Annotated in this window: 16 protein-coding genes and 1 riboswitch; of the genes, 1 reads left to right on the top strand and 15 read right to left on the bottom strand. The window is 63.5% G+C overall.

Annotated features, from left to right (window positions below; translation table 11 throughout):
• Nucleotides 1-19: 19 nt before the first annotated feature.
• From csrA to alaS, 3 genes are all read right to left on the bottom strand, one after another.
• Entirely contained in the window at nucleotides 20-208 is a 189-nt protein-coding gene (csrA, locus tag AC5QPF_RS23175; RefSeq protein ID WP_009399024.1) for a carbon storage regulator CsrA, read from the bottom strand.
• Between the two features lie 181 nt (nucleotides 209-389).
• The gene (locus AC5QPF_RS23180; RefSeq protein ID WP_494960064.1) at nucleotides 390-1,625 is read right to left on the bottom strand and encodes an aspartate kinase; all 1,236 of its coding nucleotides are present in this window, start codon (nucleotides 1,623-1,625) and stop codon (nucleotides 390-392) included.
• An 87-nt stretch (nucleotides 1,626-1,712) separates the two neighbouring features.
• Entirely contained in the window at nucleotides 1,713-4,337 is a 2,625-nt protein-coding gene (alaS, locus tag AC5QPF_RS23185; protein WP_494960065.1) for an alanine--tRNA ligase, read from the bottom strand.
• A gap of 227 nt (nucleotides 4,338-4,564) precedes the next feature.
• Nucleotides 4,565-4,717: riboswitch (FMN riboswitch) on the top strand.
• A 109-nt stretch (nucleotides 4,718-4,826) separates the two neighbouring features.
• On the opposite strand from alaS, the gene AC5QPF_RS23190 reads away from it, so the two are divergent.
• Nucleotides 4,827-5,324 carry a 6,7-dimethyl-8-ribityllumazine synthase gene (locus AC5QPF_RS23190; RefSeq protein ID WP_494960066.1) on the top strand — a complete coding sequence of 166 codons (498 nt, stop codon included), beginning with the start codon at nucleotides 4,827-4,829 and terminating at the stop codon, nucleotides 5,322-5,324.
• Between the two features lie 113 nt (nucleotides 5,325-5,437).
• Here the strand turns inward: AC5QPF_RS23190 and astE are convergent, their stop codons facing one another.
• The 12 genes from astE to AC5QPF_RS23250 all read right to left on the bottom strand — a co-directional run bounded on the left by astE (nucleotide 5,438) and on the right by AC5QPF_RS23250 (nucleotide 17,636).
• Nucleotides 5,438-6,448 carry a succinylglutamate desuccinylase gene (astE, locus tag AC5QPF_RS23195; RefSeq protein WP_494960067.1) on the bottom strand — a complete coding sequence of 337 codons (1,011 nt, stop codon included), beginning with the start codon at nucleotides 6,446-6,448 and terminating at the stop codon, nucleotides 5,438-5,440.
• An 11-nt stretch (nucleotides 6,449-6,459) separates the two neighbouring features.
• Complete coding sequence (locus AC5QPF_RS23200) at nucleotides 6,460-6,750, bottom strand: topoisomerase II (RefSeq protein WP_042124493.1); 291 nt, start codon at nucleotides 6,748-6,750, stop codon at nucleotides 6,460-6,462.
• Between the two features lie 14 nt (nucleotides 6,751-6,764).
• A complete protein-coding gene (astB, locus tag AC5QPF_RS23205) occupies nucleotides 6,765-8,114 on the bottom strand; it encodes an N-succinylarginine dihydrolase (protein ID WP_494960068.1) in 1,350 nt (449 codons plus the stop codon).
• Between the two features lie 25 nt (nucleotides 8,115-8,139).
• Complete coding sequence (gene astD, locus AC5QPF_RS23210; protein WP_494960069.1) at nucleotides 8,140-9,603, bottom strand: succinylglutamate-semialdehyde dehydrogenase; 1,464 nt, start codon at nucleotides 9,601-9,603, stop codon at nucleotides 8,140-8,142.
• A complete protein-coding gene (astA, locus tag AC5QPF_RS23215) occupies nucleotides 9,600-10,628 on the bottom strand; it encodes an arginine N-succinyltransferase (protein ID WP_494960070.1) in 1,029 nt (342 codons plus the stop codon). The genes astD and astA overlap by 4 nt, the downstream gene beginning before the upstream one ends.
• A 61-nt stretch (nucleotides 10,629-10,689) precedes the next feature.
• Nucleotides 10,690-11,709, bottom strand: a complete 1,020-nt coding sequence (gene aruF, locus AC5QPF_RS23220) for an arginine/ornithine succinyltransferase subunit alpha (protein ID WP_494960071.1) — start codon at nucleotides 11,707-11,709, stop codon at nucleotides 10,690-10,692.
• 136 nt (nucleotides 11,710-11,845) lie between these two features.
• Nucleotides 11,846-13,066, bottom strand: coding sequence for an acetylornithine/succinylornithine family transaminase (locus AC5QPF_RS23225; RefSeq protein WP_494960072.1), 1,221 nt, complete (start codon nucleotides 13,064-13,066; stop codon nucleotides 11,846-11,848).
• 326 nt (nucleotides 13,067-13,392) lie between these two features.
• Nucleotides 13,393-14,373, bottom strand: a complete 981-nt coding sequence (argR, locus tag AC5QPF_RS23230) for a transcriptional regulator ArgR (RefSeq protein ID WP_494960073.1) — start codon at nucleotides 14,371-14,373, stop codon at nucleotides 13,393-13,395.
• A 136-nt stretch (nucleotides 14,374-14,509) separates the two neighbouring features.
• On the bottom strand, nucleotides 14,510-15,274 hold the full coding sequence (locus AC5QPF_RS23235) for an ABC transporter ATP-binding protein (RefSeq protein ID WP_458978453.1): 765 nt from the start codon (nucleotides 15,272-15,274) through the stop codon (nucleotides 14,510-14,512).
• Between the two features lie 101 nt (nucleotides 15,275-15,375).
• Nucleotides 15,376-16,074 (bottom strand): ABC transporter permease subunit, encoded by a 699-nt coding sequence (locus AC5QPF_RS23240; RefSeq protein ID WP_494960074.1) that lies wholly within the window; start codon nucleotides 16,072-16,074, stop codon nucleotides 15,376-15,378.
• Nucleotides 16,071-16,760: an ABC transporter permease gene (locus AC5QPF_RS23245; protein ID WP_458978455.1), complete on the bottom strand. Its 690-nt coding sequence runs from the start codon at nucleotides 16,758-16,760 to the stop codon at nucleotides 16,071-16,073. The genes AC5QPF_RS23240 and AC5QPF_RS23245 overlap by 4 nt, the downstream gene beginning before the upstream one ends.
• 90 nt (nucleotides 16,761-16,850) lie before the next feature.
• Nucleotides 16,851-17,636: a lysine/arginine/ornithine ABC transporter substrate-binding protein gene (locus tag AC5QPF_RS23250; RefSeq protein WP_494960075.1), complete on the bottom strand. Its 786-nt coding sequence runs from the start codon at nucleotides 17,634-17,636 to the stop codon at nucleotides 16,851-16,853.
• Nucleotides 17,637-17,785 lie beyond the last annotated feature (149 nt).

The raw sequence follows: 17,785 nt of genomic DNA on the forward strand, positions 1-17,785 counted from the left end.
GAAAAAAAAACGAGAAAAATTAAAGGGTTGGTTCTTCGTCCTTCTCCTTCTTGATCCGAAGGTAGATTTCCTCACGGTGCACGGCCACTTCCTTGGGGGCGTTCACACCGATTCGCACCTGGTTTCCTTTGACGCCGAGCACGGTCACGGTGATTTCGCCATCGCCAATGATCAGGCTTTCGGCACACCGACGAGTCAGAATCAGCATACGTTTTTCCTCACGGGATTCAGTTCAGGGATAACAGTCTGTAAGTAAGAAAGGCTTCGACCTGCAACCAGGACGGCTGTAGGACTACACCTGAGTATTGACCAGCATGACCGAGATGGCGGGCGCCACAGCGGTCGAAAAAAGAGGGGCGCGGCCAGGCCGCGCCCCTCGGGGACAACGCTTATTCGCCCTGACGGGCAGGAGCGTCCAGCTCGAAGGCGGTATGCAGAGCGCGTACGGCCAGTTCCAGGTACTTCTCTTCGATGACCACCGAGACCTTGATCTCGGAAGTGGAGATCATCTGGATGTTGATGCTCTCCTTGGCCAGGGCTTCGAACATGCGGCTGGCAACGCCCGCGTGGGAGCGCATGCCGACGCCGACGATCGAGACCTTGGCGATCTTGGTGTCGCCGATCACTTCACGGGCGCCGATCTCGGCAGCCGTGGTCTTCAGCACGCCCATCGCCTTCTCGTAGTCGTTGCGGTGCACGGTGAAGGTGAAGTCGGTGGTGTTATCGTGCGAGACGTTCTGCACGATCATGTCGACTTCGATGTTCGCGGCGCTGATCGGGCCGAGGATCTTGAAAGCCACGCCCGGGGTGTCCGGTACGCCACGGATGGTCAGCTTGGCTTCATCGCGGTTGAAGGCGATGCCGGAAATGATCGGCTGTTCCATGGATTCCTCTTCATCAATGGTAATGAGGGTACCCGGACCCTCCTGGAAGCTGTGCAGCACGCGCAGCGGAACGTTGTACTTGCCGGCGAACTCGACGGCACGGATCTGCAGCACCTTGGAACCGAGGCTGGCCATTTCCAGCATCTCTTCGAAGGTGATCTTGTCCAGGCGCTGGGCCTGGGACACCACGCGCGGGTCGGTGGTATAGACGCCGTCCACATCGGTGTAGATCTGGCATTCGTCAGCCTTCAGGGCTGCTGCCAGGGCCACGCCGGTGGTGTCGGAGCCACCGCGACCGAGGGTGGTGATGTTGCCCTGCTCGTCGACCCCCTGGAAACCCGCGACCACGACCACGCGACCGGCCTTGAGGTCGCCGCGGATCTTCTGGTCGTCGATCTGCAGGATGCGCGCCTTGTTGTGCGCGCTATCGGTGAGGATCCGCACCTGGTTGCCGGTGTAGGAAACCGCCGGAATGCCCCGCTTCATCAGCGCCATGGCAAGCAAGGCGATGGTCACCTGCTCACCGGTGGACACGATCACGTCCAGTTCACGCGGAACCGGCTGATCGCTGATCTGCTTGGCAAGGTCGATCAGGCGGTTGGTTTCGCCGCTCATCGCCGACAGCACAACCACCAGGTCATCGCCAGCTTCGCGGAACTTCTTGACCTTCTCGGCAACCTGCTCGATTCGCTCGATTGTGCCGACCGAGGTACCGCCAAATTTCTGTACGATCAACGCCATTTCAAAGCCGCCTCAGCCCGTGAAGGGCACCCAATAAACAAAACACAACGCCGACGGCCCGCCACTAGACGACGGGCCGTCGGCGCCTCAGACACCCTGCTCTACGAATGGCACGGTCAAGGCCAGTGCAGCGTCCAGCGCCGCGGCGTCCACGCCACCGCCTTGCGCCATGTCCGGACGTCCACCGCCCTTGCCACCCACCGCCGCAGCGGCTTGTTTCATCAGATCCCCGGCTTTGAGTTGGCCGGTGAGGTCCTTGGTCACGCCTGCAACCAGTACGACCTTCTCTTCGTGGACACTGCCGAGCAGGATCACTGCGCGGCCGAGCTTGTTCTTCAGTTGATCGACCAGGGCCAGCAGAGCCTTGCCATCCTGGCCGTCCAGGCGCGCGGCCAGGACCTTGACGCCCTTGACGTCCACGGCGCTATTGGCCAGGTCGTCACCAGCGGCACTGGCGGCCTTGGCCTGCAACTGCTCCAGTTGCTTTTCCAGCTGACGGTTACGCTCCAGCACTGCCGACAGCTTGTCGATAAGGTTGTCGCGGCTGCCCTTGACCAGTTGCGCGGCTTCCTTCAATTGCTCTTCCGCACCATTCAGGTAGGCCAGTGCAGCGGCGCCGGTCACTGCTTCGATACGCCGCACGCCGGAGGCCACGCCACCTTCGCTGACGATCTTGAATACCGCGATGTCGCCGGTGCGCTTGGCATGGATGCCACCGCACAGCTCGACCGAGAAGTCGCCGCCCATGCTCAGCACCCGCACGCTGTCGCCGTACTTCTCGCCGAACAGCGCCATGGCGCCCTTCTGCTTGGCGGTTTCGATATCGGTTTCTTCGGTCTCGACCGCGGTATTGCGGCGCACTTCGCGGTTGACGATCTCTTCCAGAGCCTTGATCTGCTCTGGCTTGACCGCTTCCGGGTGGCTGAAGTCGAAACGCAGGCGCTGGCTGTTCACCAAGGAGCCTTTCTGTTGTACATGCTCGCCCAGGACCTCACGCAGCGCAGCGTGCAGCAGGTGGGTAGCGGAGTGGTTCAGCGATGTGGCGTGCTGCACGTCGGCGTCGACCTTCGCTTCGACCTGAGCACCAACGCTCAGGCTGCCGCTGGCGATCACACCATGGTGCAGGAAGGCACCGCCGGTCTTGGTGGTGTCGCGCACGTCGAAGCGCACGGCGCCGGCCTGCAGGTAGCCGGTGTCGCCGATCTGACCACCGGATTCGGCATAGAACGGCGTGCGATCGAGGATGACCACACCCTCTTCGCCTTCACCCAGTTGCTCGACGGACTGGCCGTCCTTGTACAGGGCGACGACCTTGGCGTTGCCTTCGGTGGCGCTGTAGCCGAGGAACTCGGTGTCCACGTCGACCTTGACCAGGCTGTTGTAGTCCAGGCCGAAGGCGCTGGCGGAACGGGCGCGCTCGCGCTGCGCTTCCATTTCACGCTCGAAGCCGGCCTCGTCGATGCTCAACTCGCGTTCACGGGCGATGTCGGCGGTCAGGTCCATCGGGAAGCCGTAGGTGTCGTACAGCTTGAACACCACTTCGCCCGGAATGACGTTACCCTGCAGGTCGGCCAGGTCCTGTTCAAGGATCTTCAGGCCTTGCTCCAGAGTCTTGGCGAACTGCTCTTCCTCGGTCTTCAGCACGCGCTCGATATGCGCCTGCTGGGATTTCAGTTCAGGGAAGGCTTCGCCCATCTCGGCCACCAGCGCGGCGACGATCTGGTAGAAGAAGCTGCCCTTGGCACCGAGCTTGTTGCCGTGGCGGCAGGCGCGCCGAACGATGCGGCGCAACACGTAGCCGCGGCCTTCGTTGGACGGCACCACGCCGTCGGCGATCAGGAAGCCGCAGGAACGGATATGGTCGGCCACCACTTTCAGCGAAGGCTGGCCTTCGTCGGTGCAGCCGATGGCCTTGGCCGAGGCGGCCAGCAGGCTCTGGAACAGGTCGATCTCATAGTTGGAGTGCACGTGCTGCAGCACGGCACTGATGCGCTCCAGGCCCATGCCGGTATCCACCGACGGCGCTGGCAGCGGATGCAGGACGCCATCCGCGGTGCGGTTGAACTGCATGAAGACGTTGTTCCAGATCTCGATGTAGCGGTCGCCGTCTTCTTCCGGCGAGCCTGGAGGGCCGCCCCAGATGTCGGCGCCGTGGTCGTAGAAGATCTCGGTGCACGGACCGCACGGGCCGGTATCGCCCATGGTCCAGAAGTTGTCGGACGCGTACGGAGCACCCTTGTTGTCGCCGATGCGGACCATGCGCTCGGCAGGTACGCCGACTTCCTTGGTCCAGATGTCATAGGCTTCGTCGTCGCTGGCGTAGACGGTGACCCAGAGCTTTTCCTTCGGCAGGTTCAGCCATTTGTCGGAGGTCAGGAAGGTCCAGGCGAAGGTGATGGCGTCACGCTTGAAGTAGTCGCCGAAGCTGAAGTTGCCCAGCATCTCGAAGAAGGTATGGTGGCGCGCGGTGTAGCCGACGTTTTCCAGGTCGTTGTGCTTGCCGCCGGCGCGTACGCATTTCTGGCTGCTCACGGCGCGGGTGTAGGCGCGCTTTTCCTGGCCGAGGAAGCAGTCCTTGAACTGGTTCATGCCGGCGTTGGTGAACAGCAGGGTCGGGTCGTTGCCCGGGATCAGGGAGCTGGAGGCGACTCGGGTGTGTCCCTGCTCTTCGAAGAATCGAAGGAAGGCTTCACGGATTTCTGCGCTTTTCATAGGTTCTTCCACGGAAACGGCGGCCTGAGGCAAATGTGCGCGTCAAATGACGAAAACGACGGCAAAGGGCCGCATTATAGCTAGCCTGAGGGCCAGGTGTAGTGGGTTTTATACGCTGTTGCCCCCCATTCAGGATGAAATGCCTGTTAATCGGGGCGATTTAGTTAGCAGGCTATACGTTCCGTCGAAATCTATGTTACAAATTGACCCGCCATCACCCATGATGGCAACGTTCTCAGGGCGGGGTGCAATTCCCCACCGGCGGTAATTGCGCGCAACGCGCATAGCCCGCGAGCGCTTGCAGGCAAGGCCTGTGAGGTCAGCAGACCCGGTGTGATTCCGGGGCCGACGGTCACAGTCCGGATAAAGAGAGAACGGGATAGGCACCGTTGTGTCCGTTCGTCCGCAAATTTCGTTTCAGAAGCGTCGCGGCGACCATCCCCTTCGATCCAGCTGCCCTGTTTCTCATACAAACAGGAGTCCGTTTCAATGCAAGCAACCCCAATCGGCCACAGCAACGAGCGTATCGCTTTCGTACAAGCCTGCTGGCACAAGGATATTGTCGATCAGAGCAAGAAAGGCTTCGTCGAGCAGATGGCCAAGCACGGCTATCAGGCCAGCGATATCGATTTCTACGAGGTTGGCGGGGCCTTCGAGATCCCCCTGCACGCCAAGCTTCTGGCCCGCAGCGGCCGTTACGGCGCCATCGTCGCAGCCGGACTGGTGGTGGATGGCGGCCTGTACCGCCATGATTTCGTCGCCCACGCGGTGATCGACGGGCTGATGCAGGTTCAACTGGAAACCGAAGTGCCGGTGTTCTCGGTTGTGCTGACCCCGCATCACTTCCATGCCGGTGACGAGCACCAGAAGTTCTTCTTCGAGCATTTCGTGCTGAAGGGGCAGGAGGCGGCGAATACCTGTGCGGATACGCTGCTGAAGCTGCGGGCGTTGCGCAGGAATGAAGTGCCGCAGAAGGTGGCGGTATAAAAGAAGAAGGCCGCGGTTGATACCGCGGCCTTTTCTTTTGCCTGTTCCGGCCTCATCGCGGGCAACGCCCGCTCCCACAGGGTTCGGCGGTGTTGCCTGCGATGAGGCCAGTATTACTGGCCCAGTCCTTCGGCCGATGCAGGGACGATCAGGATCCCCGCTCGCAACCCGTTCTTCACCTTGGGATTTGGGAAGATGATCCGCGCCCCCTCCTCCTCCACGATCCAGCGCGTCTGCGCCAGGTCTTCCGCCAGCAGGTAGCCACGGGACAACTCCGAGAAGTTCTCGATATCCGCCGGCAGGTGCAGGTGGAAGCTGTCGCTGTGCTTGATGATCTCGCGGGCAACGCTGAACAGTTGCAAGCCATCGAGCGCGTCGGTCTCTTCCGGCTCGGTGCCTTCGATGATCTGGATCAGGCGGTTTTCCAGCCGGTCGAGATTGACCTGCTGGTTCTGCCCGAACGGCCGCGCCTTGCCCAGTTCCAGGGTGAAGGACTCGGCATCGAGCTTTTCGTAGGTGTAGGCAGTGAAGGTGATCGAGGTCTTGCTCTGCAGCAGCACCGCTTCCATGCCAGCGGCACGCAGGCGGGCGAGTTCGCGGCGGGAGTGCTGGCGCCCCTCTTTATAAGGATAAAGCGCGAACTGCTCGATCTTCGACCCGCGAATCGCCGTGTGCAGGTCGTAGTGCAACCGGGTGCGCCCCGGAATGCTGAAGAAGGTCGCCGCCAGGTGCTCCAGGTCGCCGGCGCGCATGGCTTCCGATCCGCTGGTCAACTCATGACGGCCATTGAACAGGCGATTGACGTCCTGCTCCAGGTAGCGCTCGCCGCGGCGGATCGCCTCGGGGTTGCCGAACAGGAAGAGGATCCGCGCCCGTGGCTGCACCTGACCGCTGGCGATACGCCCCAGCAGGTCGTCGAGCAGCTCGATCGGCGCGGTCTCGTTGCCGTGGATGCCGGCGGACAGGAGGATATCCAGCCCGCTGTCCCGCGACTCCGGCGGACGAACTTCCAGCGCCCCCTCGGCCAACCAGCGCAAACGCACGCCTTGAACTGTCGTCTGGGTCTTCTCGGCCGGTTCTCGACCGGCCAGGGTCAGTTCAAGCAGTTTGCCGAGGGCGAGCATGGTGTCGTTCCTTAGTGATGATGTCCGCAATCGGGACCGTGGACGTGATCGTCATCGTCGCCGGCATCCGCCGGCTCCATTTCCAGTTGCAGGCTGACCAGGTTGGTGGCCAGCGGGCGCAGCAGCAGGTTGGCGTACTCGGTGTCGCCTTCTTCGACGTCGACACCGATCAGCAGCTGGCCGCGGCCGTCCTGCTGGATCCACACTTCCTTGCCCTGCCAGATCACCGCAAAGCGGCTGCTGGATACTTCACGCTGGTTACCATCTTCGTCTTCAAGGATCAGTTGCAGGGCGTCGGACATGTTCGGGTGCTCTTTCAGGGGTTGAGTTGGAACGGATAGACCGAGCCCAGCTTGAGGATCCGGGTCAGTTCATCCAGCGCCGTGCGACACTCCACCAGCAGTTGCGGATCGGCCAGGTCGCTTTCGACCAGGTGGTCACGGTAGTGCCGGTCGACCCACTGGGTCAGGGTGTCGTACAGCGGGGCGGTCATGATAACGCCTGGATTCACCGCCGCCAGTTCCGTTTCATTCAGCGCCACGCGCAGACGCAGGCAAGCCGGACCACCGCCGTTCTGCATGCTCTGCTTGAGGTCGAACACACGCACTTCGGAAATCGCGCCCTGCTGGCTGGTCAGGCTGTTCAGGTAGGCCCAGACCCTCTCGTTGTTGCGGCATTCTTCCGGGACGATCAGCAGCATCGAACCGTCGTCGCGGGACAGCAGCTGGCTGTTGAACAGGTAGGAACGCACCGCATCCTCCACCGAGACCTGGGCCCGCGGCACGCAGATCGCCTTGAAGTTGCCGCCACGCCTGGCCAGCTTGTCCTTCAGTTCGGCCAGGACCCGCTCGGTCTCCAGGAAGGCGTCCTCGTGGTAGAACAGCACCTCGCCGTTGCCGACCGCGATCACGTCGTTGTGGAACACGCCCTGGTCGATCACATCCGGATTCTGCTGAGCATAGACCACGCCGTCATCCGTCAAGCCGTGCAGCCGGGCCACGGCCTGCGAGGCTTCCAGGGTCTGCCGCGCCGGGTACTTGGCCGGCGCCAGGTAGCGGGTGTCGAAGGCACTGCGGCCGAACACGAAGAACTCCACGCCCGGCTCGCCGTAGGCGCGGCAGAAACGCGTGTGGTTGGCCGCGCCTTCGTCACCGAACTGGGCCACCGCCGGCAGCGCGGCGTGGTGGGCGAAGTGCTGCTGGTCGGCGAACATCGCCCCCAGCACGCGGCTGGTGGTCGGGTGCTCGATGCTGCGGTGGTACTTGCAGTTGAGGTTGGCAGCGGTGAAATGCACGCGGCCGTCGGCAGTATCGGCGCTCGGGCTGACGGTGGCGGCGTTGGCCACCCACATGCTCGATGCCGAGCAACTGGCGACCAGCAGCGGCATGGCTTCCTTCGCCGCGCGCTGGATCACTTCGGCATCGCTGCCGCCGAAGCCGAGGCGGCGCAGCGCCGCCACGTCCGGGCGCTCCTGCGGCGCCAGCACGCCTTGCTTGAAGCCCATGTCGGCCAGGGCCTTCATCTTGGCCAGTCCCTGACGCGCCGCTTCCCGCGGGTTGGAACCCTGCTGGCTGTTGCTCTGCGAGGCGACGTTGCCGTAGGACAGGCCGCCGTAGTTGTGCGTCGGTCCGACCAGACCATCAAAATTCACTTCAAACGATTTCATCGGCTAAGGCTCCGTGAACCTGTTGTTATAGGGCGACGCCGGGCGTCAGCGTGGCAGGCAGGACAAGGCTCGCGGTTTCCAGCGAGGCCACCGGGTAGGCGCAGTAGTCCGCCGCGTAATAGGCACTGGCGCGGTGGTTGCCGCTGGCGCCGACGCCACCGAACGGCGCGCTGCTGGCGGCGCCGGTCAGTTGCTTGTTCCAGTTGACGATGCCGGCACGACTTTCCAGCCAGAACTGCTGGTAGCGCGCATGGGAGTCGGACAACAGGCCGGCAGCGAGGCCGTACTGGGTGTCGTTGGCTTCGGCGATGGCTGCCGGGAAGTCGGCGTAGCGGATCACCTGCAGCAGCGGGCCGAAGAATTCTTCATCCGGACGCCCGCTCACGGCGGTGACGTCGATGATGCCCGGGGTCAGCAGCGCGGCAGTGGCCTGCGGCTGGGTCATTTCCAGCAGCACGGTGGCGCCGTTGGCCAGCAGTTGGGCCTGGGCATCCATCAGGGCCTTGGCCGCAGCCAGGGAGACCACCGAGCCCATGAACGGCGCTGGCTGTTGATCGAAGGCACCCACTGAAATGTTCTTGCTGACCTCCACCAGGCGCGCCAGCAGCGAGTCGCCCCAGGCGCCTTGCGGTACCAGCAGGCGGCGCGCGCAGGTGCAGCGCTGGCCGGCGGAGATGAACGCGGACTGGATGATGGTGTAGACCGCGGCGTCGAGATCCTTGACCTCGTCCACCACCAGCGGGTTGTTGCCGCCCATCTCCAGGGCCAGGATCTTGTCCGGGCGTCCGGCGAACTGTTGATGCAGATGATTGCCGGTGCGGCTGGAGCCGGTGAAGAACAGCCCGTCGATACCCGGATTGGCGGCCAGGGCCACGCCGGTTTCCCGCGCACCCTGCACCAGGTTGAGCACGCCTGTCGGCAGGCCGGCGTCGATCCAGCACTTGACGGTCAGCTCGGCGACCTTCGGCGTCAGTTCGCTGGGCTTGAACACCACCGCGTTACCGGCCAGCAGCGCCGGGACGATATGACCGTTGGGCAGGTGACCGGGGAAGTTGTACGGGCCGAACACCGCCACCACGCCGTGGGGCTTGTGGCGCAGCACGGCGGTGGCATCAGCCAGCGGGCCGCTCTTCTCGCCGGTCCGCTCGCGGTAGCTCTGCACCGAGATGGCGACCTTGTTGACCATGCTGGTCACTTCGGTGGCGGCTTCCCACAGCGGCTTGCCGGTTTCTTCACCGATGCAGTGGGCCAGTGCTTCGGCATTGGCCTTCAACTGCGCGGCGAAGGCTTCCAGCACGGCGATGCGCATGTCCAGCGACTGCCGCGCCCAGCCCGGGAAGGCCTGGCGTGCGGCGGCAACCGCCTGCTCGACCTGCGCCGCCGTGGCGCCCTGCCCTTCCCAGATCACCGCCTGGGTCACCGGGTTGAGGGATTGCAGGGTTTCGCCCTGGCCGGCCAGCCATTGGCCTGCGATGAAGTGAGTGGTCATTGTTTGGCCTCCCGGGCAGCGGACAGCGGAACGGCGCGCACCTGGTCGCCGGCGCTCAGGCGCAGGCGCTTGGCGGTCGCGGGATCGACCACCAGGGTGCCGGCCGCCAGGCGCGCGGGCGCTGCGGCGATGCGGCAGTCTTCGCGCTTGCGGTTGTGAATGATGTAGGCCGGGGCGTCGTCGCCCGGCGTGCCGACGGCCAGGACCAGGTTCTGGCTGTCCTGCACCGCGCGGATCTTGCGGGTTTCGCATTCGATGGCCGGGCCGGCATCGAAGATGTCGACGTAGCCCTGGTAGCTGAAGCCTTCGCTCTTGAGCATCGCCAGCGCCGGCTCGGTGTCGGTGTGGACACGGCCGATGACATCGCGCGCGGCTTGCGAGAGGAAACAGGTGTACAGCGGGAACTTCGGCATCAGCTCGGCGATGAAGGCCTTGTTGCCGACGCCGGTGAGGTAGTCGGCCTGGCTGAACTCCATCTTGAAGAAGTGCCGGCCCAGGCTTTCCCAGAACGGCGAGCGGCCCTGCTCGTCGGACATGCCGCGCATCTCGGCGATGATCTTGTTGCCGAACAGCTCGGGGAACTCGGCGATGAACAGCATCCGCGCCTTGGACAGCAGGCGGCCGTTGAGGCCGGTGCGGCTGTCGGCCCGCAGGAACAGCGAGCACAGCTCGGAGTTGCCGGTCAGGTCGTTGGCCAGGAACAGGGTCGGGATTTCCCGGTAGATGTTCAGTTCCTGGGAGGCGCTGACGGTCAGCCCGACCCGGTAGTTGTACCAGGGCTCGCGCAGGCCGACGGCGCCGGCGATGGCGGAAATGCCGACGACCACGCCGTCGTCGTTCTCCAGCACGAACAGGTAGTCCGCGTCGCCGCGCTCGGCCTCGCCGCGGAAGGTCTTCTCGGCCCAGCCGACCCGATGGGCCAGGCGGTCCTCGTTGGCCGGCAAGGTGGTCAGGCCGGTGCCGGTGCTGCGCGCCAGCTCGATCAGCGCCGGAAGGTCGCTGTTGCGTACGGGACGAACGATCATGCTATCTCCTCGGGCGGATGCCTGGGGGCATCCGCGAAACTCGGCCGGTATCTCTCAGGTATCAAACCGCGACCAGGCGCACGCTGGCGCCCTCGCCCACACCCAGGGCCTCGACGGCCTCCGGGCTGAGGTACACGGGCTTGCCCGGAACCCAGTCCAGTTCCAGCAATACCGCGCGGTAATCCTGCAACTGGCCGTTGGTCACCAGGTACTGGCGGCCGCCCTTGGTCGGCTGCTCCTGCAGCTTGACCGGTACGACCCGGCTCTGGGCGATCGAGCGGATGCCGGAGACCCGCGCATGCAGGGTCGGGCCGCCGTCGAAAATGTCGATGTAGTGGTCGGTCTCGAAGCCTTCGCGCATGAGGATGTCGAAGGTGATCTGCGCCCGCGGATGCACCTGGCCCATGGCTTCCTGGGCCTCGTCCGGCAGCAGCGGCACGTAGATCGGGTAGTGCGGCATCAGCTCGGCGAGGAAGGTACGGCTCTTCAGGCCGCACAGGCGCTCGGCCTCGGCGTAGTTGAGATCGAAGAAGTTGCGGCCAATGGCATCCCAGAATGGCGAGTCGCCGTTTTCGTCGCTGTAGCCGACGATCTCGGTGACCACCGATTCGGCGAAGCGCTCCGGATGCGAGGCCATGAACAACAGGCGACCGCGGGAGTTCAGCTCTGCCCAGCCGGTGTTCACCAGTTCCGGCAGCACGTAGAAACTGGTCAGCAGGCTGTTGCCGGTGAGGTCGTGGCACTGCGACAGGACGTGGATCTTGTTGTGGATCTTCAGCTCGCGGGACGCATGCACGAAGGTCTCGTTGCGGAAGCTGTAGAACGGCTCGGAGTAGCCCGCCGAGGCGACGATGGCCGAACAGCCCACCAGCTTGCCGGTGTCCGAGTCTTCAAGGACGAAGAAGTAGCTTTCCTCGCCATTGAAACTGACTTCGGCAGCGAACGAGGTTTCCGACGCGGCGATCTTGTCGCCCAGGCGACCGGCATCGTCCGGCAGGGACGTGACACCAATGGGACTGTCCGCAGCCAGGCGCTGTACTTCATCCAGGTCAGCCATTTGCGCGGGTCGCATCACCAGCATGGTGTCACTCCTTTCGGGTATACGGGCCAACGGCATTCGTCGGCGCAAAAAAAGCGGCGTGTGCACGCTGGGCACAGGCCACATGAAATCGGTGCGCTGGCCGGTGGCCGGCCAGCGCGGGTGTCGCGGGGGCGAATCAGGCCTGGGTCAGCTTGGCGGCAGCGCGCTCGAAGCGGTCCAGACCTTCGTCGATGTCGGCGTCCTCGACTACCAGGCTCGGAGCGAAACGCACCACGTCCGGGCCAGCCTGGAGGACCATCAGGCCTTCCTGCTCGGCGGCGTTGAATACGTCCTTGGCCTTGCCTTTCCACTGCTCGGTCAGCACGCAGCCGATCAGCAGGCCCATGCCGCGGACCTGGGTGAACAGATCGTATTTCTTGCCGATCTGTTCCAGGCGTGCCTTGAAGCGCTCGTGCTTGGCCTTGACGCCGGCCAGCACTTCAGGGGTGTTGACGATGTCCAGCACTGCGTTGGCGACAGCACAGGCCAGCGGGTTGCCGCCATAGGTGGTGCCATGGGTGCCGACCGCCAGGTGCTTGGCCAGGTCGTTGGTGGTGAGGATCGCGCCGATCGGGAAACCGCCGCCCAGGCTCTTGGCGCTGGAGAGGATGTCCGGAATCACGCCGTAGTGCTGGTAGGCATAAAGATGGCCGGTACGACCGACGCCGGTCTGCACTTCGTCGAAGATCAGCAGCGCATTGTGCTGGTCACACAGGGCGCGGGCGCCTTCCAGATAGGCCTGATCGGCCGGGACCACGCCGCTCTCGCCCTGGATCGGCTCGATGACCACGGCGCATGTCTTGTCGGAGATCTGGGCTTTCAGCGCTTCCAGGTCGTTGTACGGCACGTGGCTGATGCCGGTGATCTTAGGACCGAAGCCGTCGGAGTACTTCGGCTGGCCGCCGACGCTCACGGTGAACAGGGTACGACCGTGGAAGCTGTTGACGGTGGCGATGATCTCGTTTTTTTCAGGGCCGAAGCGGTCGTGGGCGACGCGACGGGCCAGCTTGAACGCGGCCTCGTTGGCCTCGGCGCCGGAGTTGCAGAAGAACGCGCGGTCGGCGAAGGTCGCGTCGACCAGCTTGCGAGCCAGTTGCAGGGCCGGCTCGTTGGTGAAGACGTTGGACACATGCCACAGCTTGTTGGCCTGTTCGGTCAGCGCGCTGACCAGTGCCGGGTGGGCATGCCCCAGGACGTTAACGGCGATACCGCCGGCGAAATCGATCAGCTCGCGGCCCGACTGGTCCCAGACTCGGGAACCGGCGCCGCGCACGGGAATGAAGGCGGCTGGCGCATAGTTGGGAACCATTACCTGGTCGAAATCGGCGCGTTGCACCGGAGCTTGCTCAACGGACATCGGAGTCTCCTGAAGAGGAACGCCTGCCTGGAACTGGCGAGCGATGGGGGGATTGTAAGGAGAGATGAACACTCGGCCTTGCCGCCAAGCGACAACTTCTTATAGCGCCAAACCCTGTTTTTCCAAGGCTTTCGGCAATGCGACAAATTGGGTCCAAATAGTGTCGCAAAGGCGCAGTTTAAACGGAGGGAGGGGTTGGCGGGGAGTGGCGCCGAGGCGGGAAAGGCAGGAAATTCAAGGTGTTTGATGATTGGTGGGGTGGCAGATGGTTTTTCTGTGGCTTTGAGGGCCTCATCGCTGGCAAGCCAGCGATGAGGCCCTGAAGATCAGCCGCGCTCGGCGGGGACGGAGGAGAGCTCGAACGGCGAACTGCTGCGCCGCTGGTTGCGGTCTTCCCGCGGCGTCGCGCCGAAGAAATTGCGGTAGGCACTGGAGAAATGCGGACCGGAAGAGAAGCCGCAGGACAACCCGATCTGGATGATCGACTTGCTGGTCTGCATCAGCATCTGCCGCGCCTTGTTCAAGCGCAGTTCCAGGTAATACTGGCTCGGCACCCTGTTCAGGTACTGCTTGAAGATCCGCTCCAGTTGCCGACGTGACACGCACACATGCTGGGCGATCTCGTCGGTGGTCAGCGGCTCCTCGATATTGGCTTCCATCAGCAGCACCGCCTGGGTCAGCTTCGGATGGCTGGAACCCAGGCGATTCTGCAGCGGAATGCGCTGGCGCTCGCCACCCTCGCGGATGCGCTCGACCACCAGCTCCTCGGACACCGCACCGGCCAGCTCTGCACCATGATCCCGCGCCAGCACCGCCAGCAGCAGGTCGACCACCGACATGCCGCCACAGGCGGTCAGGCGATCACGGTCCCAGTCGAACAGATGGCTGGTAGCGATCACCTTGGGGAAACGCTCGGCGAAGTCGTCCTGCCAGCGCCAGTGCACCGCCGCGCGGTAACCGTCCAGCAAACCGAGCTGCGCCAGCGGATAGACGCCTGCCGACAACCCACCGACCACGCAACCGGAACGTACCAACTGCTTGAGCGCCGCGCCCAGTGCCGCGCCCACCGCCGGCGGCGGCTCGTCGGCCAGCAGGAACAGTTTCTGGCAATTTTCCAGGCGCCCGGTCCACGGCTCGCCCGGCAGGCGCCAGTCACCTTCTACAGGTGCTTCGGCCTGGAGAAACGCCAGCTCGTAGGCCACTTCCGGGTGCACCTTCTGCGCCACTCGCAACACCTCCTCCGCCAGCGCCAGGGTCAGGGCCTTGGTGCTGGGCCAGATGAGAAAACCGATTCGCTGGGTGGTCATGAGGTGAGGTCCGGAACCTGAAGTGAGTCTGGTGTCCGCAAGGATAGGCGGACTGGAGCAAGTGTGGTGCATGCTGCGCGGGTGACGCAGCATGACCTATTTTGGTGCAAAGCGGCAGTGGCGAGGACGCAACGACTTATTTCAAGCTGCCGGAGAGGAACTGCTGCAGGCGCTCCGATTGCGGATTGACCAGCACTTCCCGCGGGTTGCCGGTCTCTTCCACCAGACCCTTGTGCAGGAACACCAACTGGTTGGACACCTCGCGGGCGAAGCCCATTTCGTGGGTCACCACCACCATGGTGCGGCCTTCCTGGGCCAGCGACTGCATGACCTTGAGCACGTCGCCCACCAGTTCCGGGTCGAGGGCCGAGGTAGGCTCGTCGAACAGCATCACTTCCGGCTCCATGGCCAGCGCCCGGGCGATCGCCACGCGCTGCTGCTCGCCGCCGGACATGTGCCCCGGGTAGGCATCCTTGCGGTGCGCGACGCCGACCTTGGCCAGGTAGTGCTCGGCCTTTTCCAGCGCTTCCTTCTTGCTCACGCCCAGCACATGCACCGGTGCTTCGATGATGTTTTCCAGGGCGGTCATGTGCGACCACAGGTTGAAGTGCTGGAACACCATCGACAGCCGCGAACGCATGCGCTGCAACTGCTTGGGATCGGCAGCCTTGAGCGCGCCATCCTTGTTCGGCACCAGCTTGAGTTCTTCGTTGTTCAGCAGGATCTTGCCGGCGTGCGGCTGCTCCAGCAGGTTGATGCAGCGCAGGAAGGTACTCTTGCCCGAGCCGCTGGAGCCGATGATGCTGATCACGTCACCGGCCTTGGCGGCCAGGGACACGCCCTTGAGCACTTCATGGCTGCCGTAGCGTTTGTGCAGGTCCTGGATTTCGAGTTTGTACATGCTGTCGGTTCTCACGATGCGTTCGGTCGCGGGCACGGGCCCAGGGCGAAAAGAGTCGGCCGCGGGCACAAGCCCAGGGCAAAACAATAGGCCGCGGGGCATCAGCCCTTGCGCGGCGCCAGGTAGCCGAGCCAGCGGCGTTCGGCGAGCTTGAACAGGCGGACCAGGATGAAGGTCATGCACAGGTAGAACACGCCGGCGGTGATGTAGGCCTCGAACGGCAGGTAGTACTGGGCATTGACGGTCCGTGCGGCACCGGTGATGTCGATCAGGGTGACGATGGAGGCCAGGCTGGTGGTCTGCAACATCATGATCACTTCGTTGCTGTACTGGGGCAGCGCGCGGCGCAGGGCCGACGGCAGGAGGATGCGGCGGTACATCTTGTAGCGCGACATGCCCACCGCCTTGGCCGCCTCGATCTCGCCATGGGGCGTGGCCTTGAGGCTGCCAGCGATGATTTCCGCAGTATAAGCGCTGGTGTTGATGGCAAAGGCCAGGCAGGCGCAGAAGGTCGCGCTGGACAGCCAGGGCCAGAGGAAGCTCTCGCGCACCACGGCGAACTGGGCCAGGCCGTAGTAGATCAGGAACAGCTGGACCAGCATCGGCGTGCCGCGGATCACGTAGGTGTAGAGCCAGGCGATACCGTTCACCAGCGGCTGCTTCGAGACCCGCATCAGACCCAGCGGAATCGCGGTCAGCAGGCCGAAGAACAGCGAGATCGCCAGCAGCTTGAGCGTGGTCAGCAGGCCGCCCCAGTACAGCGGCAGCGCCTCCCAGATGACGTTGTAGTCGAAGATCATAGTTCCGCCGCCTTAACGCCTACCGAGTAGCGTTTTTCCAGGTAACGCAGGGCCAGCAGCGAGACGCTGGTGATCACCAGGTACATCGCGGCCACTGCCAGGAAGAAGGTAAAAGGTTCGCGGGTGGCGTCGGCCGCCTGCTTGGCCTTGAACATCATGTCCTGCAGGCCCACCACCGAGATCAGCGCGGTGGCCTTGGTCAGGACCAGCCAGTTGTTGGTGAAGCCGGGAATCGCCAGGCGGATCATCTGCGGCACCAGCACGCGGAAGAACACCTGCAAATTGCTCATGCCGTAGGCCATGCCGGCCTCGGCCTGGCCTTTCGGGATGGCCATGAAGGCGCCACGGAAGGTCTCCGAGAGATAGGCACCGAAGATGAAACCAAGGGTACCGATACCCGCAGCCAGCGGATTCAGGTCGATATAGTCGTCGTAGCCCAGCAGCGGGGCGACGCGGTTGAGGATGTCCTGGCCGCCATAGAAGATCAGCAGGATCAATACCAGATCGGGGATGCCGCGAATCACGGTCGCGTAGAGATCGCCCAGCCAGGCCAGCCAGCGCACCGGCGACAGGCGCAGGGCCACACCGATAAGGCCGAGCACGATGGCCAGGGCCATGGACGACAAGGCGAGCTGTAGCGTCAGCCACGCTCCATCGAGGATGACTGCCCCGTAGCCTTTCAACATGATGAGGTCCTCGACCTTAGGGATGAAAAAATGGTGCAAGCCTCAGCGCTTCTGCTGCTTGCACCATTGAACAGGTGACACGGACGCCGGTTAGTTGGTTTCCGGACCGTAGATATCGAAGTTGAAGTACTTGTCCTGGATTTCCTTGTACTTGCCGCTGGCGCGGATGCCGTCGATGGCAGCGTTGATGCGTTCCAGGTTTTCCTTGTCGCCCTTGCGCACGGCGATGCCGATGCCGTCGCCGAAGTACTTGGCGTCGGTGAATGCAGGGCCGGTGAAGGCGTAGCCTTTACCCGCGTCGGTCTTCAGGAAGCCATCTTCCAGCAGGGTGGCGTCGGCCACGGTGCCGTCGAGGCGACCGGCGGTGATGTCCAGGTAAATTTCGTTCTGGGTGCCGTAAGGAACGATGGTGGCGCCTTTCGGAGCCAGGACTTCCTTGGCGAAGCGGTCGTGGATCGAACCGCGCTGTACGCCGATCTTCTTGCCTTGCAGCTCGGCCAGGCTGTCGCTGACGGTGGTGCCGTCCTTCATGACCAGGCGGGCCGGGGTCAGGTAGTAGCGTTTGGTGAAGTCGACGGACTTCTTGCGGTCGTCGGTGATCGACATGGAGGACAGGATGGCGTCGATCTTGCGCACTTTCAGCGCCGGGATCAGGCCGTCGAACTCCTGCTCGACCCAGGTGCACTTGACTTTCATCTGTTCGCACAGGGCGTTGCCGATGTCGTAGTCGAAACCGACGATGCTGCCGTCCGGTGCTTTCGAAGCGAAGGGTGGGTAGGCGGCCTCGATACCGATTTTCAGCGGTTTCTCGTCAGCCACCGATACCAGGGAAAACACGGAGAGCGCCAGGGCGCCAAGCAGTGCGAGTTTCTTCATCTGGGAACTCCATTGGTAAGGGGCGATACCAGGCAGTTCGACTGCCTGCCATGCAAATGGGTACAACGCAGAGCCGCGCAGGGCCGGACCACCGGTCAGGTGCCACGAGCGAGTGATCGGCATTTTAACGACAGCTCGGAAGCCGATAT

This window comes from Pseudomonas sp. Con_6 (assembly GCF_059379395.1).